Source organism: Murimonas intestini (genome assembly GCF_024622195.1).
GTDB classification, from domain to species: Bacteria; Bacillota; Clostridia; order Lachnospirales; family Lachnospiraceae; genus Murimonas; species Murimonas intestini.
The window spans coordinates 121,079-146,705 of record NZ_JANKBI010000014.1; the positions used below are offsets into that span (position 1 = coordinate 121,079).

22 protein-coding genes and 1 pseudogene are annotated in these 25,627 nt (G+C 47.4%); all 23 read right to left on the bottom strand.

Annotated features, from left to right (window positions below):
- Nucleotides 1-19: 19 nt before the first annotated feature.
- The 23 genes and pseudogenes from ftsX to NSB28_RS18120 all read right to left on the bottom strand — a co-directional run bounded on the left by ftsX (nucleotide 20) and on the right by NSB28_RS18120 (nucleotide 25,510).
- Nucleotides 20-928: a permease-like cell division protein FtsX gene (ftsX, locus tag NSB28_RS18010; protein WP_109747931.1), complete on the bottom strand. Its 909-nt coding sequence runs from the start codon at nucleotides 926-928 to the stop codon at nucleotides 20-22.
- Nucleotides 918-1,604 carry a cell division ATP-binding protein FtsE gene (gene ftsE, locus NSB28_RS18015; RefSeq protein ID WP_109747930.1) on the bottom strand — a complete coding sequence of 229 codons (687 nt, stop codon included), beginning with the start codon at nucleotides 1,602-1,604 and terminating at the stop codon, nucleotides 918-920. Before ftsE ends, ftsX begins: the two co-directional genes overlap by 11 nt.
- A gap of 40 nt (nucleotides 1,605-1,644) precedes the next feature.
- On the bottom strand, nucleotides 1,645-2,733 hold the full coding sequence (locus tag NSB28_RS18020; RefSeq protein WP_109747929.1) for a PucR family transcriptional regulator: 1,089 nt from the start codon (nucleotides 2,731-2,733) through the stop codon (nucleotides 1,645-1,647).
- A 110-nt stretch (nucleotides 2,734-2,843) separates the two neighbouring features.
- Nucleotides 2,844-3,719 (bottom strand): YitT family protein, encoded by an 876-nt coding sequence (locus NSB28_RS18025; protein WP_109747928.1) that lies wholly within the window; start codon nucleotides 3,717-3,719, stop codon nucleotides 2,844-2,846.
- Between the two features lies 1 nt (nucleotide 3,720).
- Nucleotides 3,721-4,404 (bottom strand): WecB/TagA/CpsF family glycosyltransferase, encoded by a 684-nt coding sequence (locus NSB28_RS18030; RefSeq protein WP_257517598.1) that lies wholly within the window; start codon nucleotides 4,402-4,404, stop codon nucleotides 3,721-3,723.
- A gap of 214 nt (nucleotides 4,405-4,618) precedes the next feature.
- Nucleotides 4,619-5,854: pseudogene (locus NSB28_RS18035) on the bottom strand (ammonium transporter); the annotation flags it as partial.
- A 113-nt stretch (nucleotides 5,855-5,967) separates the two neighbouring features.
- Complete coding sequence (locus tag NSB28_RS18040) at nucleotides 5,968-6,306, bottom strand: P-II family nitrogen regulator (protein ID WP_109747925.1); 339 nt, start codon at nucleotides 6,304-6,306, stop codon at nucleotides 5,968-5,970.
- A gap of 513 nt (nucleotides 6,307-6,819) precedes the next feature.
- On the bottom strand, nucleotides 6,820-7,734 hold the full coding sequence (locus NSB28_RS18045) for a CorA family divalent cation transporter (protein ID WP_109747924.1): 915 nt from the start codon (nucleotides 7,732-7,734) through the stop codon (nucleotides 6,820-6,822).
- A 26-nt stretch (nucleotides 7,735-7,760) separates the two neighbouring features.
- Nucleotides 7,761-9,872, bottom strand: coding sequence for a glutamine synthetase III family protein (locus NSB28_RS18050; protein ID WP_109747923.1), 2,112 nt, complete (start codon nucleotides 9,870-9,872; stop codon nucleotides 7,761-7,763).
- Between the two features lie 166 nt (nucleotides 9,873-10,038).
- Nucleotides 10,039-10,839 (bottom strand): prolipoprotein diacylglyceryl transferase, encoded by an 801-nt coding sequence (locus NSB28_RS18055; protein WP_109747922.1) that lies wholly within the window; start codon nucleotides 10,837-10,839, stop codon nucleotides 10,039-10,041.
- 143 nt (nucleotides 10,840-10,982) lie between these two features.
- Nucleotides 10,983-13,094, bottom strand: coding sequence for a glutamine synthetase III family protein (locus NSB28_RS18060; protein ID WP_109747921.1), 2,112 nt, complete (start codon nucleotides 13,092-13,094; stop codon nucleotides 10,983-10,985).
- A 290-nt stretch (nucleotides 13,095-13,384) separates the two neighbouring features.
- Complete coding sequence (gene fba, locus NSB28_RS18065) at nucleotides 13,385-14,248, bottom strand: class II fructose-1,6-bisphosphate aldolase (protein WP_109747920.1); 864 nt, start codon at nucleotides 14,246-14,248, stop codon at nucleotides 13,385-13,387.
- A gap of 101 nt (nucleotides 14,249-14,349) precedes the next feature.
- The gene (locus NSB28_RS18070) at nucleotides 14,350-15,255 is read right to left on the bottom strand and encodes a diacylglycerol/lipid kinase family protein (protein ID WP_109747919.1); all 906 of its coding nucleotides are present in this window, start codon (nucleotides 15,253-15,255) and stop codon (nucleotides 14,350-14,352) included.
- A gap of 171 nt (nucleotides 15,256-15,426) precedes the next feature.
- Complete coding sequence (locus NSB28_RS18075; RefSeq protein WP_187374364.1) at nucleotides 15,427-15,579, bottom strand: hypothetical protein; 153 nt, start codon at nucleotides 15,577-15,579, stop codon at nucleotides 15,427-15,429.
- 123 nt (nucleotides 15,580-15,702) lie between these two features.
- Complete coding sequence (ychF, locus tag NSB28_RS18080; protein ID WP_109747918.1) at nucleotides 15,703-16,800, bottom strand: redox-regulated ATPase YchF; 1,098 nt, start codon at nucleotides 16,798-16,800, stop codon at nucleotides 15,703-15,705.
- 260 nt (nucleotides 16,801-17,060) lie between these two features.
- Nucleotides 17,061-17,711 (bottom strand): thiamine diphosphokinase, encoded by a 651-nt coding sequence (locus NSB28_RS18085; protein WP_109747917.1) that lies wholly within the window; start codon nucleotides 17,709-17,711, stop codon nucleotides 17,061-17,063.
- Nucleotides 17,708-18,379 carry a ribulose-phosphate 3-epimerase gene (rpe, locus tag NSB28_RS18090; RefSeq protein ID WP_109747916.1) on the bottom strand — a complete coding sequence of 224 codons (672 nt, stop codon included), beginning with the start codon at nucleotides 18,377-18,379 and terminating at the stop codon, nucleotides 17,708-17,710. The genes NSB28_RS18085 and rpe overlap by 4 nt, the downstream gene beginning before the upstream one ends.
- Nucleotides 18,380-18,381: 2 nt before the next feature.
- On the bottom strand, nucleotides 18,382-19,260 hold the full coding sequence (gene rsgA / locus NSB28_RS18095; protein WP_109747915.1) for a ribosome small subunit-dependent GTPase A: 879 nt from the start codon (nucleotides 19,258-19,260) through the stop codon (nucleotides 18,382-18,384).
- 15 nt (nucleotides 19,261-19,275) lie between these two features.
- Nucleotides 19,276-21,621, bottom strand: a complete 2,346-nt coding sequence (locus NSB28_RS18100) for a protein kinase domain-containing protein (protein ID WP_109747914.1) — start codon at nucleotides 21,619-21,621, stop codon at nucleotides 19,276-19,278.
- Complete coding sequence (locus tag NSB28_RS18105; RefSeq protein ID WP_109747913.1) at nucleotides 21,615-22,358, bottom strand: Stp1/IreP family PP2C-type Ser/Thr phosphatase; 744 nt, start codon at nucleotides 22,356-22,358, stop codon at nucleotides 21,615-21,617. The genes NSB28_RS18100 and NSB28_RS18105 overlap by 7 nt, the downstream gene beginning before the upstream one ends.
- Nucleotides 22,355-23,422, bottom strand: a complete 1,068-nt coding sequence (gene rlmN / locus NSB28_RS18110) for a dual-specificity RNA methyltransferase RlmN (RefSeq protein ID WP_109747912.1) — start codon at nucleotides 23,420-23,422, stop codon at nucleotides 22,355-22,357. Before rlmN ends, NSB28_RS18105 begins: the two co-directional genes overlap by 4 nt.
- Nucleotides 23,422-24,777 (bottom strand): 16S rRNA (cytosine(967)-C(5))-methyltransferase RsmB, encoded by a 1,356-nt coding sequence (gene rsmB / locus NSB28_RS18115; RefSeq protein ID WP_109747911.1) that lies wholly within the window; start codon nucleotides 24,775-24,777, stop codon nucleotides 23,422-23,424. Before rsmB ends, rlmN begins: the two co-directional genes overlap by 1 nt.
- Complete coding sequence (locus NSB28_RS18120; protein WP_109747910.1) at nucleotides 24,770-25,510, bottom strand: zinc metallopeptidase; 741 nt, start codon at nucleotides 25,508-25,510, stop codon at nucleotides 24,770-24,772. Before NSB28_RS18120 ends, rsmB begins: the two co-directional genes overlap by 8 nt.
- Nucleotides 25,511-25,627 lie beyond the last annotated feature (117 nt).

The following is a 25,627-nucleotide window of genomic DNA, read 5'->3' on the forward strand; positions in this document are numbered from 1 at the left end:
ACCCTTATTACCTTTCACTCTATACCTTTAAATGCTTTCTCACAGTGATATAGCTCCCCAACAGCCCGATACCAAGCCCGAGGGCCAGGGATACGGGAACCAGCGTGAGAAATACCTGTTCTGCCGGAAGAAATTTCAGAAAATCCTGCAGCGGCCTGAACCGTGACAGCACATAACTGATCACCTCCCGGTAACCGAAGTAAAGGATCACCAGAGGTATCACAGAGCCTGCCAGGCCTATGAGCATCCCCTCTATCAGAAACGGAGCCCTCACCACCGCATCCTTTGCGCCGATGAGCTTCATGATTCCGATTTCTTCTTTCCTCACTTCTATGCCGACCGCGATCGTGTTGCTGATCAGGAAGACTGATACAAGCAGAAGCACTACTATGATCGCAGCCGATACATAACCTATCAAAAGATTGAATGTGGACAGAGTTGTGGCCGCTGCCTCTGACTGATTCACTTTTCTGACCCCGTCCAGGCCTTTGATATATTCCACCAGCTGTGACTGGTCTTCCACATCCTTTAAATAAACTTCATAATTGGCTGAGTGTGCCAGAGGATTGTCCGCCTCGAACCCCTCCGCCAGATTTGCTGAATCCTTAAAATACTGCTCTTTAAAATCTTCCCAGGCCTGCTCTGCTGAAATAAACTCGATCCTGGCGACCTCCGGCCTGGCTTCTATCAGTTTTCCTGCATTGTCCATAGCCTCCTGTGTGGTCCCTTCCTCAAAGAAGACTGTGACGGCGACTCCCTCTTCCGCCGACTTGACAATATGTCCAAAGTTTGCCACGATGGAATAAAATATCCCAAATAAAAAGATACATGCCGTGATCGTGGCTACTGATGCCAGAGAAAACCATTTATTGTGCGCTATGTTTTTGAAGCCCTGCTTCACAATATAACTTACGCCGCTAATCCTCATACAGATACTCCCCTTCCTGCATATCGCTCACAATGATGCCCTGCCGGATAGCGATCACACGCTTCTTCATTGCATTGACGATATCTTTATTGTGGGTGACCACAAGAACAGTCGTACCATATGTATTTATTTTATCCAAAAGACCTATAATCTCAAAAGAAGTCTTAGGGTCCAGATTTCCGGTAGGCTCATCTGCCAGCAGAAGCGCCGGCCTGTTGACCAGTGCCCTGGCTATTGCCACCCTCTGCTGCTCTCCTCCCGAGAGCTCATGAGGATATGCCTTGTACTTTTCTGCCAGCCCTACCATGGACAGTACCTCCGGCACCCTCTCCTTAATGATCCTGTTGGGCACCTCCGTCACTCTCTGTGCAAATGCCACATTCTCATATACACTCCTGTCCTTCAGAAGACGGAAGTCCTGAAACACCACTCCCAGTTCCCTTCTGTATTTGGGGATCTGCCGGTGCTTTAATGTTCCTATATCTTTTCCGTTTATACGGATTATCCCTTCTGTCGGATCCAGTTCCTTTAGCAGCAGCTTGATCAGAGTTGATTTCCCCGAACCGCTGTTGCCCACAACAAATACAAATTCTCCCCTGCCGATATGAAGATTCACATGCTTCACCGCAGGCTGCCCCTTCGAATAGGATTTGCTGACGTTTTCCAGATCTATCATATGCTCCTCCTCATTAAGCCCCTTATCTCACATCATCCTCCTAATAGTCAAGTGTTTCCATATATTTCATATACTTCACTACCATCAGCGCTATCTTAAATGTGATGGCGTCCTCAAAGATCCTCAGATCCAGGCCTGTGCTCTTCTGCAGCTTGTCCAGACGGTACACCAGAGTGTTCCTGTGGATATAAAGCTGGCGTGAAGTCTCCGATACGTTCAGGCTGTTCTCAAAGAATTTGTTGATAGTGGTAAGTGTCTCCTCATCAAAATCATCAGGTGATTTGCCGTCAAATATCTCGCGGATAAACATCTTGCACAGCGGTATTGGAAGCTGGTATATAAGCCTGCCGATCCCCAGGGAGCTGTATGCGATCACATTCCTCTCACTGAAGAATATCTTTCCTACATCGAGAGCCATCCTGGCCTCCTTATAGGAACGTGAAACTTCCTTTATCTCATCAACGATAGTGCCATACGCAATATGGACATTTTCTTTTCTGGCAGCTCCCAGAGCTTCCAGGATCGTCCGGGCTGTCTTGTCCATCTCCTCATAGCCTTCAGCTGAAGCCAGCTCCTTGACTACGATGATGCTCTTCTCATCCACCGCAGTAATAAAATCCCCTGATTTAGCTCCAAAAAGAGCTCTTATGCTTTCCAGGGACGAGCTGTCCTTCTCATGGTCTGTCTCCAGGATGAACACTACCCTGCGGACCTCTGTGGTAATATGCAGCTTCTTGGCCCTGTTATAGATGTCCACAAGCAGAAGGTTGTCAAGCAGAAGGTTCTTAATGAAATTATCCTTATCAAACCGTTCCTTATATGCGGTAAGAAGGCTCTGTATCTGAAATGCCGCCATCTTCCCTACCATATAGACATCGTCACTGCTGCCCTTTGCCAGCAGTATGTACTCCAGCTGGTGCTCATCGAAAATCTTAAAAAACTGCTGTCCCTGTACAACCTGACTGTCCGCAGGCGAATCCACAAAAGCCAGAACAGCGTCGCTGTATCCGTCCGCCTCCGGGAATGTAGCCGCCAACACGTTGCCCTCCAGGTCAATAATACATAAATCTATCCTGGTGATTTCTTTTAGACCGTCAATTGTAGATTGTAATATCTGATTTGATATCATGCTTGTCCTCTCCTTCTACCGTATAATCTATACCACCCCAAAAATAACCTATGGTATATTGTAATATAAAATCACCAAAAAAGAAAGTAAAAATGAACACTTTTATACATTTAAGGTATTTTGCATTCCTGAAAGCCTTCTCCCAGGACCTCCCTGGCATCGCTCACTACAACAAAGGCACTGGGGTCCGCACCGGCAACCGCCTCCTTCAGATCCACGATCTCTTTCTTGGAAACCACGCAGAACAGCAGGTTTTTATGATTTCCTGAATACATTCCCCGTGCATCCATGCTGGTAATGCCTCTCTCCGTAGTCTTCAGGATCTCTGCCGCCACTTCATCTCTCTTCTCAGTAATGATAAATGCCACCTTTGCAAAGTTTACGCCCTCCAGCAGATAATCTGATATCCAGGAGGTCACAAAAATAGCGATGATGGCATACATAGCCCTAGTAATGCCGAAGACATATGCACCCAGGATCACAATAAGCCCGTCCACCACCTGCATGATCTTTACAATAGAATACTGCTTCATAAAATGCTGGATCAGGGCCGCTACCAGGTCAGTTCCTCCTGTGGTCGCCCTGCCCATGAGCACCATGCCGATCCCGATTCCTCCGATGGCGCCGCCGAAGAGGGACGCCAGCACAAAGTCATCAATGCCCAGAGGGATGACCGGCAGTATCCACAGCCAGAAGGAAAGAGCCACAGTGGCAAATAATGTCCGCTTTAAAAAGCGGACACCCTTGATTTTCAGACATAATATGAATACCGGGACGTTCAGTACAATGTTCGTCAGCCACAGCGGGATACCTCCCGGAATAAAACCAGCTGTCAGCTCTTTTATAATGATCGCGGCGCCTGTGAAGCCTCCGGTCACCATGCTGATGGGATCATAGATGGAATTAATGGAAACAGCCATCAGCGCAGTTCCGACTGCCATCAGAAGATAATCCAGCTTTGCCGCCCTGGGCTTATGGAATTCCATATTATTTATCTCCTTTTTCGTTTTGATATTTTAAAACCTTTCGCTTAAATAAAGTCTTTTCTATCAGCTTTTCAAAAAAATTAGACTTTCCGTCTGATTTATTTTTCCCCTTAATTCCGTCCCCTATACCAAGCCAGAGCTTCGCATTTAATTTCTGCCTGTTTGCATAGAGGAATTCTTCCTGCTCCGGACGGCGCATGGCTGCCACCAGCACATCTGCCCCCGCTCCATTGATGAGATTTACAAGACTGTCATCATCCTGGGTAGCATCCTCCGCGGCAAATATCCCTGCCAGCTTCATCTCCGGATAATGTTTACTGATATACCCTGCGAATGTGGGCTTGTCCGACTTCTTCCCGCACAGAAGAGTCACGCTGTACCCTGATTCTGCCACATATTCCAGAAACGAGATCAGAAACCAGTTATCCTCTATCTCCAGCCTCCGCTCTGCATCTGTAATGCCTGCCGCATCCAGGACTGCCCTGTCTGTCACTACGCAGAGATCGAGATTTTCAATCTTATGCCTGTATTCTTCATCCTGTCCGGCTTCCAGCAGCACGCTGCCGTTTATTGTCCCCACAGAGCTTAAGGTATCTGTTTTCAAGAACTCCTTTGCAGCCTCCATAGCTTCTTGTGCCGTTACATTGTCAATCTTAACCCCCAGGACATCTATCTTACCGCTCATTATTATTTTCACCCGCCTCCAGCTAACATATCCTTCTGTCCGGACTATTCTTTCGTACTGTAAATAGTCACATTCCATCTACAATATATCAGACTTTCTTTTCGATTTCAAGCAGGTTTATTACAATAAAAAGGGGCCGGTTTCCCGGACCCTTTATATTATGCTGTTTTCAGCCCTTATTTATCCCTGCAGGCTACTGTTCATTTTTCATCTGGAATCCTGCATATGCTGTTTCCAGACCATGCTCAACCGGGTCCAGTCCTCCGATTTCTTCCTCTGCAGTGACGCGAAGGCCATTTGTCTTTTTAATAATAAAGAATACAAGGCCCATTGTCACGGCAGTCCAGGCCATCACAGAGACAACGCCCACTGCCTGGACAGCCAGCCTGCCCCATTCACCTGTGGTAAACAGCCCGTCTTCCCTGGCAAAAAATCCGATCATCAGAGTTCCGAACGCCCCGCACACGCCGTGGACTGACACCGCTCCAACCGGATCATCCACTTTCAGCACTTTGTCAATAAACTCCACTGCAAACACTACGATTGCGCCTGCCAAAGCTCCAATGACTGCTGCCGCCCACGGATCCACCGCGCTGCAGCCCGCTGTGATCGCCACAAGTCCTGCCAGGGAACCATTCAGAGTCATAGATACATCCGGCTTTTTGTAGCGTATCCAGGTCACTATCATAGTCACGACTGTTGCTGCCGCCGCTGCAATATTAGTGGTCATAAATACATTGCCAACCTCCAGCGCTTTTTCAGTTGTAGACAGGCCATAACTGGAGGCGGGATTGAACCCAAACCATCCGAACCAGAGTATGAATACTCCAAGAGCGCCAAGTGTGATGCTGTGTCCCGGGATCGCCTTAGCTTTCCCGTCTCTGCCATACTTACCGATACGCGGCCCAAGCATTGCGGCTCCTATAAACGCTGAGACGCCTCCCACCATATGAACTGCTGTGGAACCTGCGTAATCGATAAATCCTGAAGAACCTCCAATAGAAAGCGTGGACAGCCATCCGCCGCCCCAGATCCAGTGTCCTTCAATGGGATAGATGACGGCGCTGATAACAACACTGTAGATCAGATAGGAAGAAAACTTCGTCCTCTCCGCCATGGCTCCTGACACGATCGTTGCCGCTGTCGCACAGAACATGGTGTTAAATGCTATCATTGCCCAGGAAGGGATATTGCTGCTGTAATCCCCCTGACAGAACAGGTCTATTATTCCAATAAATCCATTGCCGCTTCCAAACATCAGCCCGAATCCCAGCAGCCAGTAGACTACTGAGCCGCAGGCAAAATCCATCAGGTTTTTCATTATAATATTGCCTGCATTTTTAGCTCTGGTAAAACCTGTCTCAACCATCGCAAATCCGGCCTGCATAAAAAATATAAGTGCTGCTCCCAAAAGGACCCACAGGGTATCCATCGTAGAAATATCTGCCATTTTTTCTTCCTCCTTTTACTGGATATATCAAAAAAAGAAGGTAATCGTGCCGGATACCAGACATCCGTAACAATTATCTTCTTTGATAATCAGCTTTCTTGACCAATTTGTTTTTACAGTGCATCTTTGCCGCGCTCACCTGTGCGGATACGCACAGCATCCTGGACTTCGTAAATGAAGATCTTGCCGTCCCCATAATTTCCAGTATTGATCTCCTTAACGACCCTGTCAATTATCTTTTCTGAGACATCATCATCTACAACTGTCTCTACCCTCACCTTTGGCAGAAGGTTGACATTGTACTCTGTTCCCCTGTAAAGCCTCCTGTAGCCCTTCTGGTTGCCGTATCCCATGATATTAGAAATCATGACACCGCTTGCCTGGCATTCATCCAGAATAGCTTTTAACTCTTCCAGCTTGCCCGGCTGAATAATCATTTCCAGCTTTTTCATAACATTTCCTCCTTTTTAGACTGGCGCGTAACTGTTCAGTACCTTCACAGTTACATGCAAAAACCTGCTGAATAGTTACACTGGCGCTATCATTGACGCCCAGACGCTGCAGTATTTATTATCTCTGCAACGTAAAACGAGGACGCTCCTGCTTATGCATCAGGAACGCCCTCGTTCTGTTGGGTCTAATTATACACGCTTTGCACAGTTTGTAAAGCGGGATTTTATATTTTTTTAATATTTGTTTAAATCTCATAAATTCATGGATATCTGCCGGAAATCTCTGTAAATTATTTCCAATGTAGCTCCCGGTGTTCATAATTTATTCATTTAATATTCAAAAAACTTTCATCCACACAACATTCTTTCTTCATTTCTATTACATATAATGTAACTATCAAAGCAAATGACAATTTCCTAGTATTTATATACTAATATTTGAATAAACTTTTTCATAATAATGCCAGGCAGCCGACTGCCTGGCATCCTCCCTTTTTATGGCCTGATCTGTATTCAGAGCCATTTTTTCTTTTTGCAGATCAATATTCCTGCTGTGATCAGCAGGATACTGATAATAATGAGGATGGGGTACCCGAAGGGAGAGTCATATTCAGGCATATTAAAATTCATCCCATACCAGCCCGCCAGGAGCGTAAGAGGCATAAAGATCGTAGTCACTACTGTCAGAAACTGCATGGTCCTGTTCATCTTCAGGTCTCTCTGAGCCTGATAGCCCTCTTTTAACTGGATGACCTCTTCACGGAGTACCTGGATATCCTCTATCATACTCCTGGACCGCTCTTCCAGTATGGCAAACCGCTTCAGTATCATATCACTGTACAGGACATTTTCATTCTCTTCTATCCCTTCTATGACCCTTCTGAGATGTTCATAAAAATGCTTGAACTGCAGCAGCCGTTTTCTGAAATGTACGATCTGTTTTATATATTCTTCACTGTCTACCTCTCCCTGGGAAAATTCTTCCTTTTCATCCAGCTCCCGCTCCAGGACCTCCACCCTGTCCTCCTCCCTCTGGATCAGCTTCTCCAGAAACAAGAAGACTATATATTCAGGCGATATCTCCTGCTCCTTGTGTTCCAGGGACCGCAGGAGGCTGTCTACCTTGCCGGGCTCCTGAACCATCATGATCATCTGTTTACCGTCGAATATGAAATAGACAGGGTATTCAAACGGATGGCTGGTACGCACCTCAAAGGCGGGCACACACATAAAATCAAATTCTGCATGGCTCTCAAATCTGATATCCGGATTCTCAGCCATCTCCCTGAGGAAGCTGCCGGATGTTTTCGCAAAACCTCCGGCCTGGTCAATCTCCTTTACAGAGCACAATAAAATCTGTGTTTTCTCCAGATTGTTTTCAGGGACCGGCGAAAGCCGGCCCCCTTCTATCATATATTGATATATCATTCTCACCCTCCGGGCAGGTTCTTACACTACACCTCAAACAGCAGATCGCCGTAAGACGGCATCGGCCATTCTTCTTTATCTACTATCATCTCCAGCTGGTCTACGGGCCTGCGCAGCGCTTCCATGGCAGTAAATACTTCAGAGTGATAATATACTGCCTGCTCTCTGCCTGACTCCATCATGGCTGCCCTGTCTGTGACAGTCTCCAGCTTTTCAAGGGTTTCCTTTGTCTGCGCAAGCAGCTTTGTGGTCTGCTCCAGATATCCAAGGGGGACAGATGCATCCGCCCCGGCCTGTCTGATCTCATTGGCAGTGCCTGCCAGGTTTCTGGCAAAACGCATGACAGCCGGTATGATATGCTTGCTGGCTATATCGATCATTGCCCTCGCTTCGATATTGAGCGCTTTTGAATAGCTCTCATACTGGATCTCCGCCCGGCTTTCCAGCTCGGCCCTTGTAAATACGCCGAATTTGCCGAACAGATCAACTGAACTGTCATTTAAAAGAGCCGGTATGGCATCCACCATGGATGTAATATTCGGAAGACCACGTCTGGCCGCTTCCTCCACCCACTCCTCAGAGTAGCCATTCCCGTTAAATACAATGCGCTGATGCTCATTCGCATAGAGTTTGATCAGGTCATGCACGGCCAGATCAAAATCATCAGCCTTTTCAAGTATATCGCAGGCATCCGAGAATGCTTCTGCCACTATAGTATTCAGGACCACATTGCACTCCGCAACGGAATCCCTGGACCCGACCATACGGAATTCGAACTTATTTCCTGTAAATGCAAACGGTGACGTCCTGTTCCTGTCAGATGTATCTTTGGCAAAATCAGGGAGAGTCTTGACACCTGTGTGGAGAGTCTCCCTCTTAAGGCTGTGGGTGGCCATCCCAGTGCTGATGAGCTGGGAGAGCACGTCTTCCAGCTGTTCTCCCAGGAATATGGAAATGATGGCAGGAGGCGCCTCGTTTGCCCCCAGCCTGTGGTCATTGCCCACATCAGCTGCGGATTCTCTTAGAAGGTCTGCATGGCGGTCTACAGCTCTCATCATACAAGTGAGCACCATCAGGAACTGTATATTCTCATGAGGAGTTTTTCCAGGTTCCAGAAGATTTATACCGTCATCTGTAGTCAGAGACCAGTTATTATGCTTGCCTGAACCATTTACGCCGGCAAAGGGCTTCTCATGCAGAAGGCACTGCAGCCCATGATTCTCCGCTACCCTTTTGAGTGTCTCCATGATGATCTGGTTATGGTCTGCCGCCACATTGCACTGCGCATAGATAGGCGCCAGCTCATGCTGTGCCGGGGCCACCTCATTATGCTGGGTTTTGGCTGATACGCCCAGTTTCCACAGTTCTTTATTCACATCCTTCATAAAGGAGCCGATCCTCTGGCGGATCACCCCAAAATAGTGGTCATCCAGCTCCTGCCCCTTGGGAGGCATGGCTCCGAACAGAGTCCTGCCTGTAAAGATCAGGTCTTTCCTTTTTAAGTACTTTTCTCTGTCTACAATAAAATATTCCTGCTCTACGCCTACTGACGGGGTCACTTTTTTGGAGGTAGTATTTCCGAACAGGCGGATGAGCCTGAGCGCCTGTGTCTGGACAGCCTCCATAGAGCGCAGAAGAGGTGTCTTCTGGTCCAGCGCCTCGCCTGTATAGGAGCAGAACGCTGTGGGGACACAGAGGATCGCACCCGTATCATCTTCACGCACAAAAGCCGGGGAGGTGCAGTCCCAGGCTGTATATCCTCTCGCCTCAAAAGTGGCCCTCAGGCCTCCTGACGGGAAGGAAGAGGCGTCCGGTTCGCCTTTGATGAGCTCTTTTCCTGAGAATTCCATCAGCACAGAACCCTTGGAATCCGGGGCAGTGATAAAAGAATCATGTTTCTCAGCTGTAAATCCGGTCAGCGGCTGGAACCAGTGTGTGTAGTGGGTCGCCCCCTTCTCCACAGCCCAGTCCTTCATAGCCTCGGCCACAACTTCAGCAGTCATATAGTCCAGGTCTTTGCCTTCATCGATCGTTTTACGCAGTTCCTTATAGACTTTTTTAGGAAGCCTCTCTTCCATGACCTTGTCGCTGAACACGTTTGCGCCGAACAACGCGGTTACATTTAACTTTTCACTCATCGGTGAACCTCCATTCATTCAAATTAACTATACGCATGATACCTTATTTTTTCTAAAATTGCAAGTCTTAGCTAAATTTAAGAAAGCGCGCCGGGAACGGCTGGGACAAAAAAATGCTGCCCCCCGGCAGAGATCATCCGCCGTGGGTCAGCAATCCACTACATTTTTATTTATCTTCAGACTCTTTCGCTTCGTCTTCTTTCTCTGCTTTAGAAGACATAAACCTGCCCTTGCAGCTCAAATACATCATTACAATGCCTGCAGCTACCATAAAAATAGATATAAACTGAGAAGTGGAGAGTGCTCCCACGTTTCCCCTCGGGTCATTTCTTAATATCTCGATCAGAAATCTGCCCACTCCGTAAAGGAGCAGATAACCGCTTGTGATGACGCCTTTATTAGGCTTCTTCCTTGCAGCAAGTATAAGGATGGCTGCAATCAGCAGATCTCCAATGCTGGAAAACAGCTGTGTGGGTATAAGCTTTACATTCAGCGGTGCAAACGGGGAATCGGTGAAAACTACCCCATACCAGGCATCTGTCGGGCGCCCGTAGCAGCAGCCTGACATGAAGCAGCCTACCCTTCCAAGCCCCTGTGCGATAGCTACAGACGGGATCGCCAGGTCAATGTATTCCAGAGCGCTCACCTTTTTATGCCTGCAGTAGATGACAGCAGTAAGTATCCCTGCAATGATACCGCCATATACCACAAAACCGTTCTTCAGATCATCCAGTAAAGATTTTGTCTCCATCAGGCTCTTCCATTCTGTAATAATATACAGAATCTTAGCCCCCAGAAAACCGCCCAGCACGCAGAGTATTGTCAGATTAAAGATCAAGTCTGTACTGAGCCCCGCCTTTTTGGCCCTGTAGGAAGCTGTCAAAAGAGCAGCCAGCACTCCCAGGGCAATCATAAAACCATAGCCATATATGGTAATAGGACCTATTGAAAATAATTCATAGCGCATAGAAACCTCCTGTAAACATTTTTTCAAAACAACATGTGCTATAAATATATTACTTCCCAATAGAATTGTCAAGAAAAAGCCCAGATGCAGGCCGCCGGTTTGTTACAGGCCAGCCGTTTGTCCTATAACACCTGTTTCTATATTTAAACTTCAAACAGCAGATCTCCGTAGGAGGGCATTGGCCATATTTCTTTATCTACGATCATCTCCAGTTTGTCAACGGGAGCGCGCAGTGCCTGCATGGCAGGCATAACCTCATCATGGAAAGCCCTTGCCTGTTCTTCTCCCTCTTCTTTTTCCGCTGCTGCCGCATCTGCCCGGATCAATTCGTTTAATGCGCGTTTCGTCTCTGCCAGAAGGGCGCTGGCTTCTCTCAGGAGCTCTGTCTGCACATCAGCCTCCACACCTGCTGATGTGACTGAACTGATGGTGTCTCCCAGGGTTTTCGTATAGCGGATAACTGCAGGGATGATCTGTTTTCCCGCAATGTCGATCATCGTTCTGGCTTCTATATTGATATCCTTTGCATATGTCTCATACTTTATAGCCGCACGTGCTTCCAGCTCCGTCCTGGAAAATACCTTAAAACGCTCAAACATGGCCACTGTTTTCTCAGTTGTCAGGCAGGGAACTGCATCTACCATGGACCTGATGTTTGGAAGGCCTCTTCTTCCCGCTTCTTCCACCCATGCGTCTGAGTATCCGTTTCCGTTAAATATGATCCTCTGATGCTCTGTAGCATACTTCTTGATCAAATCGTGGACTGCAAGATCAAAGTCTTCTGCCTTTTCCAAAACTTCACAGGCTTCAGCAAATGCCTCCGCCGCTATCGTGTTTAATACAGTGTTTGGGGAAGCTATGGAATCTCTTGATCCCACCATGCGGAATTCAAACTTATTTCCTGTAAAGGCAAACGGTGACGTTCTGTTCCTGTCAGTGGCATCCTTTGCAAAGTCCGGAAGAGTCTTTACACCTGTGTGCAGCACCCCTCCTTTTTTACTGTGTGTAGCCATGCCTGTGCTGATCAGCTGCTCGATCACATCCTCCAGCTGTTCACCCAGGAAAACAGAAATAATGGCCGGCGGCGCCTCATTTGCTCCAAGCCTGTGGTCATTTCCCGGGTCCGCAGCTGATTCACGGAGCAGATCAGCATGTTCATCAACAGCTTTTAAGATACATGTCAGCACCAGCAGGAACTGAATGTTCTCATGGGGTGTCTTGCCCGGATCCAGAAGATTGATCCCGTCATCTGTAGTGATCGACCAGTTATTATGCTTTCCTGAACCGTTTACTCCTGCAAAGGGCTTCTCGTGGAGCAGGCAATGAAGCCCATGCTGACATGCAGTCTTCTTCAAAATCTTCATGACCAGCTGGTTATGGTCTACGGCGATATTTGCCTCCGCATATATGGGGGCCAGCTCATGCTGCGCCGGAGCCACCTCATTATGCTGTGTCTTGGCGGAAACTCCCAGCTTCCAAAGCTCTTCATCCACATCCTTCATATAAGAAGCGATACGCTGCCTGATGGTCCCAAAATAATGATCGTCCAGTTCCTGACCCTTAGGCGGCATAGCGCCAAAAAGCGTCCGGCCTGTAAAAATAAGATCCTTCCTCTGAAGATATTTCTGTTTATCCACCAGGAAATATTCCTGTTCAGGCCCCACAGACGGAGTAACCCTCTTTGATGTTGTATTGCCGAACAGTCTGAGCAGCCTCAGCGCCTGTTCATTTACTGCCTCCATGGAACGCATAAGCGGAGTCTTCTGATCCAGCGCCTCACCTGTATAGGAACAGAAGGCCGTAGGAATGCACAAGATAGCACCTGCTGCATCCTCTCTCACATAGGCCGGTGATGTACAGTCCCAGGCAGTATACCCTCTGGCTTCAAAGGTAGCCCTCAGTCCTCCTGAAGGAAATGAAGACGCATCAGGTTCTCCTTTGATCAGTTCCTTTCCCGAAAACTCCATAAGTACAGTGCCGTCTTCTCTTGGAGCTGTGATAAAGGAATCGTGCTTCTCCGCAGTAACACCCGTGAGAGGCTGGAATATATGGGTATAGTGGGTGGCCCCCTTCTCCACGGCCCAGTTTTTCATGGCCTCCGCTACCACATCAGCCACCTCCGGATCCAGTTCCTTGCCCTCATTCATAGTCTTTTTCAATTCTCTGTATATCTTCTTTGGAAGTCTCTCCTGCATAACCCTGTCACTAAATACGTTTTCTCCAAAAATCTCTGACACATTCATAGTTTTACTCATAATTTTCCTCACCTTTCTTGAATGAAAAAGAATCTCGCTTGCGGGATTCTCCGCCTGCGGCGGGTCGCTTCAGCGACATGATTCCTTACCGCCGCAGTGCGATCCTCGCGGAGCGTTTTTTGTTACATAGGACGAACTTTCCTATGTAACAAAAAAAGGCGTCCCACCTGTTGGTGGAACGCCCTCGTTCTCGCTTTTATTCAGCTATACTTTTTTGTCTGTACAAATAATAACCCAATTCCGGAAAAAATACAATTAACATTTTCCCTAAAATTATGTTCTTAAACTGGTCAGGCTTTGTTGATTGATCCGAAAAGCTCCATTTTCTCCACTACAGTAGCTTTGATAGCTTCTGTGCCCGGAGCCAGCAGCTTACGAGGATCATAGCCTTTACCCTGCTGGTCTTTGCCAGCTTCGATGTATTCACGTGTAGCAGCAGCAAATGACAGCTGGCATTCTGTGTTTACGTTTATCTTGGCAACACCAAGATCGATAGCTTTTTTAATCATATCTTCCGGAATGCCTGTGCCTCCGTGAAGAACTAACGGCATATCACCTGTCAGGCTCTTGATTGCTTCCAGAGTCTCAAAGCTGAGTCCTTTCCAGTTTGCCGGATATTTTCCATGGATATTTCCGATTCCTGCTGCCAGCATTGTAACGCCCAGGTCAGCAATCCTCTTGCATTCCTGAGGATCAGCGCACTCGCCCATTCCTACTACGCCGTCTTCTTCTCCGCCGATAGATCCAACCTCTGCTTCCAGAGACATTCCTTTTTCTGCGCAGATCTTAACAAGCTCTTTTGTATTTGCCACGTTCTCTTCAATCGGGCTGTGGGATCCGTCATACATGATAGATGAGAATCCTGCTTCGATGCACTTCATGCATCCTTCGTATCCGCCGTGATCTAAGTGAAGTGCTACAGGAACAGTAATGTTAAGTTCTTCCAACATTCCGTTTACCATTCCTACAACTGTCTTATATCCAGTCATATATTTTCCGGCGCCTTCAGAGACTCCTAAGATAACCGGTGAATTGTTTTCCTGTGCTGCCAGAAGAATTGCCTTTGTCCACTCAAGATTGTTGATATTGAACTGTCCTACAGCATAGTGGCCTGCTCTGGCCTTCTCTAACATTTCTTTTGCTGATACTAACATTTACGTTACCTCCGCTTCCTAAATTTAATAGACTCACTTTATAAGTACACCATTTCCGTTTATAATTATAACCTACTTTAGATAAAAAAGGAACCACTTTTTTATTTTAACGCGTCAAGACTTTTAACCATTATAGGAATCGCCTGCTTATGATTAACGATCTCCAGCTGCCTGTGATTTCCTCCAAATTCCCCATCCAGAGTCCAGGGCACCTCATCCTCTGATTCAATGATAAGTCTGTCTGTCTTAAAGGAGTACATATACTTTGGATTAACCTCCTGAAGGAGCAGAGCCCCTATGATCTCCTGCAGTTCAATGGGATTCTTCGGACTCTTTATGAGAGTGACCTCAAACAATCCGTCATTCAGCTTTACATTTTTGCCCGTCATATTTCTAAAACCGCCCACAGATTCCGAGTTTGTTACCATCCCATAGATGAATTCTTCTGTGACCATCTCGCCTTCTATCTCTATGGACATCTTATAAGCCTTGATGTTGAAGATCCGTTTGGCCCCCTCCAGCACATAGGCAACATGCCCCAGGATGTTTTTTAACTGCTGGCTGGTCTGATAAGAGACATCTGTAAAAAGCCCAAAGGCCGCTATATATACAAAATAATCTTCGTTAAAGCCCCCTATATCACACAGATACTGTCTGTTCAGGGTAATCACGCCAGCTGCCGCCACAAGATTCTTTGGGATTTTCAGGCTGTGGGCAAAATCGTTTGTGCTTCCCCCCGGTATGTACCCCAGCGGCTTTTTTATCTCACTCTGCATCATGCCGGTGATCACTTCATCAAGCGTCCCGTCTCCTCCGCTGCATACGATCATGTCAAATTCCGCTATCCTGTTTCTTGTCACCTCGCATGCATCCTGGCTGCGCTGGGTGGTATAAATAGTAAGGTCCATTTTATTTTTAACAAACAGATCTACGATTTCCAGCAGTTTTGTCTTTATCTGTTCTTTTCCTGACTTGGGATTAACAATAAACAATACTTTCTTATTCATAATCTTACCTCACTTTGCCGTTCTCCCGCCTTCGGATATTGTACTACGATTGAAGGCAGGTGGCAAGTGTTTTCCTGGTCACGGAGTGACCATTAACAACAACAGTAAAGGGCTGCTGCCATCCACACATAAATTACATGTGCGCCGTGGCAGCAGCCCTGATCATTTTACTTATTTTTCTGTTAAGCTGATGTATTTCTCTACCAGCTTGTCAACTACAAGGCTCTGCCGGTAGGTTTCCTCAAGGTTATCCCCTGCTAGCAGAGAATCCAGTTTTTTTCTTTCTTTTTCAATCTCGTTTTTTAATAACTCCAGCTGACTCATTTTCTCACCAGTGCCTTTCCCTTCATACAGGTTTCTTAGTTTCTAAGTATTTCCCGGTACCCTGGTACCTCTCCTAGTATGCTTCTGGATGCAGGCCCTATTCATCCAGTTTTTTCCAGTTGTCTATACATTAAAACGGAAAAGAATAACATCTCCGTCTTTCACAACGTATTCCTTGCCTTCCAAACCAACAAGGCCTTTCTCTTTAGCTGCTGCAAGGGAACCACAATCAAGCAGGTCCTGATAATTCACGACCTCAGCCCTGATAAACCCTCTCTCGAAATCTGAGTGGATCTTACCGGCTGCACCCGGTGCCTTTGTCCCTTTGATAATTGTCCATGCCCTGGTTTCTGTTTCTCCGGCCGTCAGATAGCTGATAAGGCCAAGCAGCGAATAGCTGGCTTTTATCAATTTCTCCAGTCCGGATTCCTCAAGACCCAAGTCTTCCAGAAACATCTTCTTCTCATCGTCATCCAGCTCTGCGATCTCCTGCTCGATCTGGGCGCAGATCACAAATACTTCACTGTGCTCATTCTTGGCAATCTCGCGGACCTTTGCCACATATGGATTAGATGCCCCGTCATCCGCCAGGTCGGACTCTGCTACATTCGCGGCGTATATAACAGGTTTGTATGTTAAGAGATTGTAAGTCGGAAGCCATGCCGCCTCATCATCATCTTTAGTCTCAAAACCAATAGCCAGTCTGCCTTCCTCCAGGTAATCCTTCAGCCTCTGCTGGAACTCCAGTTCTTTTGCAGCTGCCTTATCGTTTCTGGCTACCTTTGATGTCTTTGCGATTCGGCGCTCCAGAATCTCAATATCCGAAAATATGAGTTCCAGATTGATCGTCTCAATATCACGGGCCGGATCGACATTTCCGTCTACATGGATCACATTAGAATCTTCGAAACATCTCACTACATGCACAATGGCATCTACTTCCCTGATGTTCGCAAGGAACTGGTTGCCCAACCCTTCCCCTTTGGAAGCGCCCTTGACAAGACCTGCAATATCCACAAACTCGATGACCGCCGGTGTCACCTTCTGAGAATCGTACAAATCAGCGAGAAGCTTCAGTCTCTCATCCGGTACTGCTACAACTCCAACATTTGGGTCTATGGTACAGAATGGATAATTCGCTGATTCTGCCCCAGCCTTAGTCAAAGAATTAAACAGTGTGCTTTTGCCCACGTTCGGCAAACCTACTATTCCTAATTTCATCTGTATGTAACTTCCTTTCGTCTTCCTGGGCAGCTGCTAAAATTCTGCGGCCGCCGCCTTAATTCTTCTATCTTATGTCTACTACTTTCTCTTAACATCAATCAGTTTACCACATAAACCGACAAAAAAGCAAGGTATTACGCCAAAAACTTATCGACACTATTCGACGGCAAATTACTATTTGCGGATTCGCAAATAGTAATGCGCTTCGCGATGCACAGAAACGGCAAAAACGCCGTTTCGCAATGCACACGCCCCCCTTAATCCCTGCTCTCTACAATGACAAGCTTCCCGCTCTTAAACAGTATCTGCGCTTCCCCATCTTTTATTTCATTGCTGACTCCTATGGAATCTTCACTTTTCATTGTATAATCTGTCAGCGGATAACAGAATCCCCTGAGGGTCAGCCCTGTCACCTCCCCGCTGAGTGCAAACAGAGACACGTATTTACCATACTGTCCGTCTTTTTGCAGCGTAACTGGCCTGTCAGTCAGGCGCACCCTGTTTCTTGCATCACACAGAAAGCATTGGATGTCCTTTTCCAGAGCCATCCGCAGGATCCGCACGTTTGCAAGCACATGGTCGATGCGTGTTCCAAAACAGCCCAGTATATAAACTCTGCTGCTGCCCAGACTGAGTGCCAGATCTAGCGCCAGCTGGGTATCTGTAAAATCCTTATGAGGATTAAATCTTCTTATCTCTATATTCTCATTTTTTTCAAAAAAAGAAAGAGCTTCTTTTCCCGTAGAATCGAAATCGCCCACTATGTGGGTAGGCTCAATACCATTTGCCTTCAGGAATTCAATCCCTCTGTCCGCTCCTACGAGATACTCATAAGAATGCTCTTTCAAAAATGCAAGGGCAAAGTCTTTTTCCAGACTGCCCCCGCTGATGATCACTGTAGTTTTCATTTCTGTATCTTCCCGTATCCGCTCATGATTTCTAAAAATTCCCTGACCTTTTCATCTGCGCCTTCGCCAAAGACTGCTGACCCGGCTACAATAACATTCGCTCCCGCAGACAATACAGTGTGGACTGTGTCTTTATTAATGCCTCCATCCACTTCTATATCTACCGCCAGTCCTCTGTCTTCTATAATATGGCGCAGCTTTTTGATCTTATCCGTGCACGAAGGAATATATTTCTGTCCGCCGAATCCCGGATTGACTGTCATTATGAGAACCATATCCACTTTGTCCAGGACATAATCCAGGGCAGTCAGTGAAGTTGCCGGGTTTAAAGCCACACCGGCCCTGGCTCCGGCATCGTGTATCTGCTGGATCACTCTGTCCAGATGGGTACATGCCTCTGCATGGACAGTGATAATGTCGGCGCCGCACTTTACAAACTCCTGAATATAACGCTCTGGCCTGTCAACCATAAGGTGCACATCAAAAACTTTCTTTGTAGTGCCCCTCACTGAAGATATCACAGGCATTCCCAGGGAAATGCTGGGCACGAACTCTCCATCCATGACATCAATGTGGATATACTGGGCCCCTGCCTTGTCGACAGTCTGGATCTCTTTTCCCAGTTCTTTAAAGTCCGCCGCCAATATTGACGGAGATAAGATATACATGTCTAGTACCTCCTCTTGTCTTTTAACTCGTTATATAATTCAACGTAATTTTCATAACGGCTCAGGCTGATTTTTCCCTCTTCGAGAGCTGCCTTCACGCCGCACCCCGGCTCGTTGATATGGGCACATCCCTGAAATCTGCAGTAAGGCTCATACTCCTTAAACTCAGCAAAGAAATCCTTCAGTTCTTCTTTTTCCAGATCCTGCAGGTACAGCGAACTGAATCCCGGAGTATCCATAATATACGTCCCTTCCTCCAGCATGATCAGCTGCGAGTGCCTTGTCGTATGTTTTCCTCTGTCGATCTTCTGGCTGATCTCCCCTGTCTCCATACCTACATCGGGAGCCAGCAGATTAATGATAGAAGATTTGCCCACACCGGAAGGACCAGCAACAGTTGTCGTCTTTCCTCTCAGCCGGGACCTGACATTCTCCATCCCTTCCTCCTGAGCCGCACTTGTAAACAGCACCTGACAGCCGCAGTTCTCATAGATGGTGCGCAGCTTCTGCTCCTCTTCCTCTGAGGCAATGTCCATTTTATTAAAGCAGATAACCGAGGGTACATTCTGGCGTTCCATCATGATCAGGAACCTGTCAAGAAGATTGAAATTTGGCTTTGGCCTGCTGATGGCAAAAATAACAAGCGCCTGGTCCACATTTGCCACTGCCGGGCGCACCAGAACATTCTTCCTTGGCAGTATCTCCACCAGATTCCCTGTCTTCTCTTCTTCATTGATGACATCGATGATCACATTGTCACCGACAAGAGGCTTTATCTTATCCTTGCGGAATATCCCTTTTGCCTTGCACTCATACGTGCCGGATTCTGTTGTGTGTACGTAGTAGAATCCGGCTATTCCTTTTATTATCTTTCCATGCATGTGGTTGGTGCCTCTTTATTCGAAGTTGATAGGATAGTCTGTTATTGTTCCATTAATTTCAACTCTAATTACCGCACTGCCGGAAATAGAACTTGTCAGTTGGACCGGATACGGGAAAGAAACAGCAACTCCATCTGTAATAACTGATTCTTCAACATCATTACGGCGCAGGGAAATTCTGACTGGCGAATACCCGTCATAACCTGTCGGCGGTGTCTCCAGATTTCCTCCGGCAGTATAAACACCGTTTCCGCCTTCTCCGCCGTTTCCTTCGTTTCCGCCTTCATTGCCTCCCCCCACTTCAGGGTCAGGCTGGCCTAAGCTGATCACAAGAGTAATACTTCCGCCGGCTTCAACTGAACCGCTGGCACTCTGCCCCATAACAAGCCCTTTGGCCACTGTTGTGGATACATCCTCCTGGATATTTACAGTCAGGCCCAGATTCTGTATAGCGCTCTGTGCATCTGACTGCGCCCAGCCTGTCATATCAGGTACATTGACAGTATTCGCAGGCTCTGTCTGCGGCTGTGTCTCCGGATTTGGCCCTCTGCTCAGTATCACAGTGACTGTATCCCCGGCCTGTGCGGAAGCTCCTGCCGCCGGGTTAGTCCTTATGACTAAGTCCTGGCTCACCGTATCGCTATAGGCATAATCCGTGTTCGTCTTTAATCCCAGGGCACTTAAGGCTGACTGGGCTGAAGACAGATCGTAGCCGCTCAGATCCGGAATGCTGATCTCGCCTGCACCCTTGCTCACATAATAGATGATAGTCGTATTTTTCGCAACTTTAGTTCCTGCCGCCGGGCTCTGTTCCATGATCTGTCCTGCCGGGTACTCATTAGAAGTCTTCTCGCCGCCGTATTTTGAGCCAAGCTCCAGGCTCTTTGTGGCTTCCTCCGCCTGCGCCTTTGTTTTTCCAAGCAGTGAAGGAACAGTGATATCCCCTGCCTCTGTCTTGCTTGTCTCACTTTCTTTTTTGCTTTCTGACTCTCTGTCAGTCTCAGTCTCCGTTGTTGTCTCTGTCTCTGCTTTCTTCGCAAAGGGATTGATCTTAAATCCCAGGGCATTCACAACAAGCGCCACAAAAATGCAGAAGATGATAACTGCAATAACAATACTTCCAACAGTCAGGACCTTCTCCAGCTTCGGATGCATGCCGCTCTCATCATCGTCGTCATCAGGGTCATAATAGCGCCCCTGGCGGTTATCCCTCGGAGGGTAAGCCCCGTAAGGATTATTCTGATAGCCACCGCCGCCGTAACCGTCATTTCCGTAGCCGTCCTGGCCATAGTCATCATAGCCCTGCCCGTAACCGCCCTGGTCATCGTAGCCGTCGTCGTACTGTCCGCCGTAGCCGCCACCGTAACCGTCCTGGTCATTATAACCGTCCTGATAGTTATCCCCGTAGTTCCCGTCACCGTACTCGTAGTCATCGGCCCCGGGATCACCGTAGCCTCCGTTTATCCTGTCCAGTTCATCCTTGGATATCACTACCGTCTGGGCATTGCTGCCGATAGGGACGATCTGTACAAAATCACCGTCGGGATTCACAAGAGATTCCTTCAGGTCATATATCAGTTCCTCCATATTGCTGTAGCGCCTGTCGGCACTTTTTTGGGTACATTTATAAATGATCTGCACAATGCTCTTTGGCAGGTCTGGCACGTATTTCCTCGGAGACTGCATCTCCTCCTGGAGGTGTTTGATAGCGATGGCTACCGTGCTGTCACCGTCAAACGGAAGATGCCCTGTGAGCATCTCATACATTGTAATACCCAGCGAGTAGATATCGCTCTTGGCATCACTGTATCCGCCTCTTGCCTGCTCCGGAGAACTGTAATGGACAGAACCCATCACATTAGAACTGATCGTATTTGTAGACGCAGCGCGGGCAATACCGAAATCTGTCACCTTTACCTTGCCATCTGTAGAAATGATGATATTCTGAGGCTTCACATCCCTGTGAATGATCCCTTTATTATGCGCCGTCTCCAGTCCCATAGATACCTGGACTGCGATGCTGGTGGCTTCCCGCACGCCCAGCCTTCCTTTTTTTTCAATGTATTCTTTAAGGGTGATCCCCTCTACCAGTTCCATGACGATAAAATACACGCCGTGGTCTTCTCCGACATCATACACATTTACAATATTCGGGTGGGCAAGTCCTGCTGCAGACTGGGCCTCTGTCCTGAATTTAGAGATAAATACCTTGTCATCCCTGAATTCATTCTTCAGAACCTTGACCGCAACAAAACGGTTCAGCTTATGGTCCTTTGCCTTATAGACATCAGCCATTCCACCGGAACCTATCCTGCTTATGATCTCGTACCTTTCCTGGATAAACATTCCTTCTTTTAACATTCTTCCACCTCACCTGTCAGCGGTTCCACCAGCACAACCGCTATATTGTCTTTACCGCCATTCTGGTTGGCTCTTGCCACCAGTTCTCTGGCTATCTTCGGCAGGTCTCTACCTTTTTTCACAATATGCTCGATTTCCTGGTCTTCCAGCATGTTGCTCAGCCCATCGGAACAGAGCAGCAGCCTGTCCCCAGCGAGCAGCTTCATATCAAAAAAATCAATCATGACTCTCGGCCTTGCACCGATCGCCCTTGTAATAATATTTTTATCAGGGTGGTTCCTGGCCTGTTCCCTGTTAATTTCCCCAATCCTTACCATTTCCTCCACCAGGGAATGGTCCTTTGTGATCTGCTGGATCCTGTTCCTGATCAGATACAGCCTGCTGTCCCCCACGTTTGCCACATACAGGTAATGCCCGATCACTGTAGCCACCACTATGGTCGTTCCCATTCCTGCAAAATTCTCATCCGCATTGGCCTTTGCCAAAACTTCAGTATTGGCTGTCTCTATGCCTGTCCGTATCACTTTTATCGGATTACTCTCCGGATTTTTATTGATTGAATCCAGCAGTACTTCAACTGTATAACGGGAAGCAAAATCGCCGGCCTTATGACCGCCCATTCCATCCGCAACCACAAATAGATTGGGAAGGCTGCCAACCGGCTTATTTGATGCATAGACAAAGTCCTGGTTCATGACCCTTCTCTGCCCTACATCTGTAATGCAGAAAGATTTCATACTTCTTCCTCCCCTTCTTCCTTTTCATCTGAAAGCTTTATATAACTTCTTCTGAGCTGTCCGCATGCGCCGTTGATATCCCGGCCCATTTCCCTTCTAATAGTAACATTAATTCCGCATTTTTCAAGTTTATTTTTGAAATCGTCCATAACTTTTTTCTGTGAGCTGACAAAATCGCGCTCTTTTATAGGATTGACAGGAATCAGGTTTACGTGACAGTTCAGGTTTCCGATCAGCTTTGCCAGAAGAGCCGCATCCTCTCTTCTGTCATTGACGCCTCCCACCAGGCTGTATTCAAATGTGAGACGCCGCCCTGTCTTATCATAATAGTAACGGCAGGCATCCAGCACCTCACTGATGCTGTATTTATTTGCAATCGGCATCAGCTCCCTGCGCTTTTCCTGACTAGAAGCATGGAGTGACAGTGCAAGTGTGATCTGCAGTCCCTCTTCCGCCAGACGGCGTATCTGGGGCACGAGTCCGCAGGTTGACAGGGTAATATTCCTCTGGCTGATATTCAGTCCTTTTTCATTACTCAAAAGCCGGATGAACCTCACCACATTGTCATAATTATCCAGCGGCTCTCCTGTTCCCATGATCACCAGATTTGAGACTCTCTCTCCTGACAGGCGCTGTATGCGGTATACCTGGTCCAGCATCTCGCCCCCCGTCAGATTTCTCACCCATCCGCCGATGGTGGAGGCGCAGAAACGGCATCCCATCCTGCACCCCACCTGGGAGGAGATACACACGGAATTCCCGTGCCTGTACTTCATCAGCACACTCTCAACTACATTTTTATCATCCAGCTCAAATAAATATTTCTGTGTTCCGTCGATATCTGAAGTCAGGACCTCGACAGGCCTCAGACATATGTATTCATAATTTTCACAGAGTTTCCTGCGAAGCTCTTTGGACAGGCTGCTCATTTCTTCAAAATCTTCCGCCAGCTTCTGATGCATCCACTGGTAAACCTGTCCCGCCCGAAACGGCTTCTCCCCCAAAACTGCCAGTTCCTGCTGCAGTTCATCTAAATAAAGGGATTTGATATCTTTTTTATCCATTAACTGATCCTCTTAAAACGCGAAATGAAAAATCCGTCAGCTTTGTGCACTCCTGGAAGGAGCTGCAGATAACCGGCCTTTGTGGATTTACTCTTGAGCTCATCACTGATATATGGGTCGATACTGTCCAGCCTGAACGGATAATGATCCAGAAACCACTTGACGTTGTACTGGTTCTCGTCAGCTCCGATGGTACATGTGCTGTATATGAGCGTGCCTCCCACCTTGACATACTGGTAAACAGTATCAAGTATCTTCCTCTGCAGCTTTATGATCTCCTGCTGCTTAGCCGCACTCATCTTATATTTAATATCCGCCTTTTTACCCAGCACGCCAAGGCCTGAGCAAGGCACATCTGCTATGAGGATATCTGCTTTTTCCACTGATTTTGGATCAAATACAGTGGCATCGGCAAGAACTGCTTCCATATTTACAGAATTGATGCGGTCTATATTCTCCTGCATGAGCGCCACCTTGTAATCTGTCACATCCCTTGCCTCCACATAACCGCTGCCCTTAAGCTTGTCAGCCAGATGCAGGCTCTTTCCTCCCGGCGCGGCGCACACATCTATGCAGTAATCACCCCACTGAGGCGCCGCTATCTCCGCCACCAGCATAGAGCTCACATCCTGGACCTGGAACCAGCCCTTTTTAAATGATGTGATCGCTTTAAGATAATTATAATTCCTGATCTGAAGGGCATAATCCAGATATGGGACTTTCTTCACTTCGATACCCTCGCCCTTGAGGCTCTCAGACACCTCTTCCAGAGTAGCCATATTCAGATTACACCTGATAGTCGTGGGCTGCTCCTCATGAAAGGCCTCACAGATACGTTTCACCACTGCATAATCAAACTGGAGCAGCCATTTTTCCAGGATCCATTCCGGCATGGAGTAGGTCACCGACAGAAATTTTTCAGGCTCCTTTTTTTCATCAGGATATTCCACCTGTGCGATTCCTCTTGCCACACTCCGCAGAACTCCATTTACAAATCCTTTCAGATTATAAAAGCCTCTCCTCTGTGCAATCTTCACTGCCTCATTGCACACAGCAGAATCCGGTATACTGTCCATATATTTCAGCTGATAAACGGAAAGCCGGAGCAGGTCCCTGATCAGCGGCTTCATATCCTCTACTTTTACCTTCGAAAAACAGCCGATGATATAATCTATCTGTATCATATTTTCCAGAGTGCCCTCGAACACTCTTGTGAGGAAGGAGCGGTCACGCTTTTCAAGATACTGATATTTCTCCAGCACCTCACGCAGCACGATATGGCTGTATCCTCCCTCTTCTGTCACCTGCATAAGCATTTCCAGAACCAGTTCTCTTATGTTAACCGTCTTAGTCATTTCTTCTTCCCCTTGATAAAATTAATAATCTGAGCAATTGTAAAATTGAAGCAGCAAGGCTTGCCACATATGTCATAGCCGCTGCTCTTAGCACTTTTCTGGCCCCTTCTGACTCCGTCTGCCCCAGTATCCCCATACCGTCAAGCTGGGACAGCGCTCTTTTTGATGCATTGAATTCTACCGGGAGTGTCACCAGCTGGAACAGCACCGCCAGACCAAACAGAATGATTCCCGCGGTAGTCAGAAATGGAACAGAAGCGATCAGTCCGATAAAAAAGACGGGCCAGGCAAGGGTAGAGCCGAGATTTGCCAGAGGCACCAGCGTGCTGCGCAGCACAAGCGGCCCATAGTGGACCTGATGCTGGATCGCATGGCCGCATTCGTGCGCCGCCACACCCAGGGCAGCCACTGATGTGGACCCATATACACTGTCTGAGAGACGAAGGACCTTTGACCTTGGATCATAGTGGTCATTCAGATTTCCGCTTATATGCTCTATCCTGACATCACCAATACCAGCGCTCCTCAGCAGCCTGTCAGCCACCTGTGCCCCTGTCAGTCCGCACATAGCCCGCACTGACGAATATTTTGCAAATGAGCTTCTCACTGCCCCGGACGCTATCAGTGACAGCGCCAGCCCGATCAGGGCAAAAATCATAGTCGGATCCAGGAACATCCCGAACCCGCCCATACCATATCCATAAAAATGATTTACATTATAACTCAATAACATAAGTCATGCTCCTTTCCTGTACATTTCTATACTCTCCATAGGATAGTTACAATTATTCTATCCTATTTTCTATAAAAAAGCATGGCTTTCACAATTAATTCATAAAAACTTAAGTAA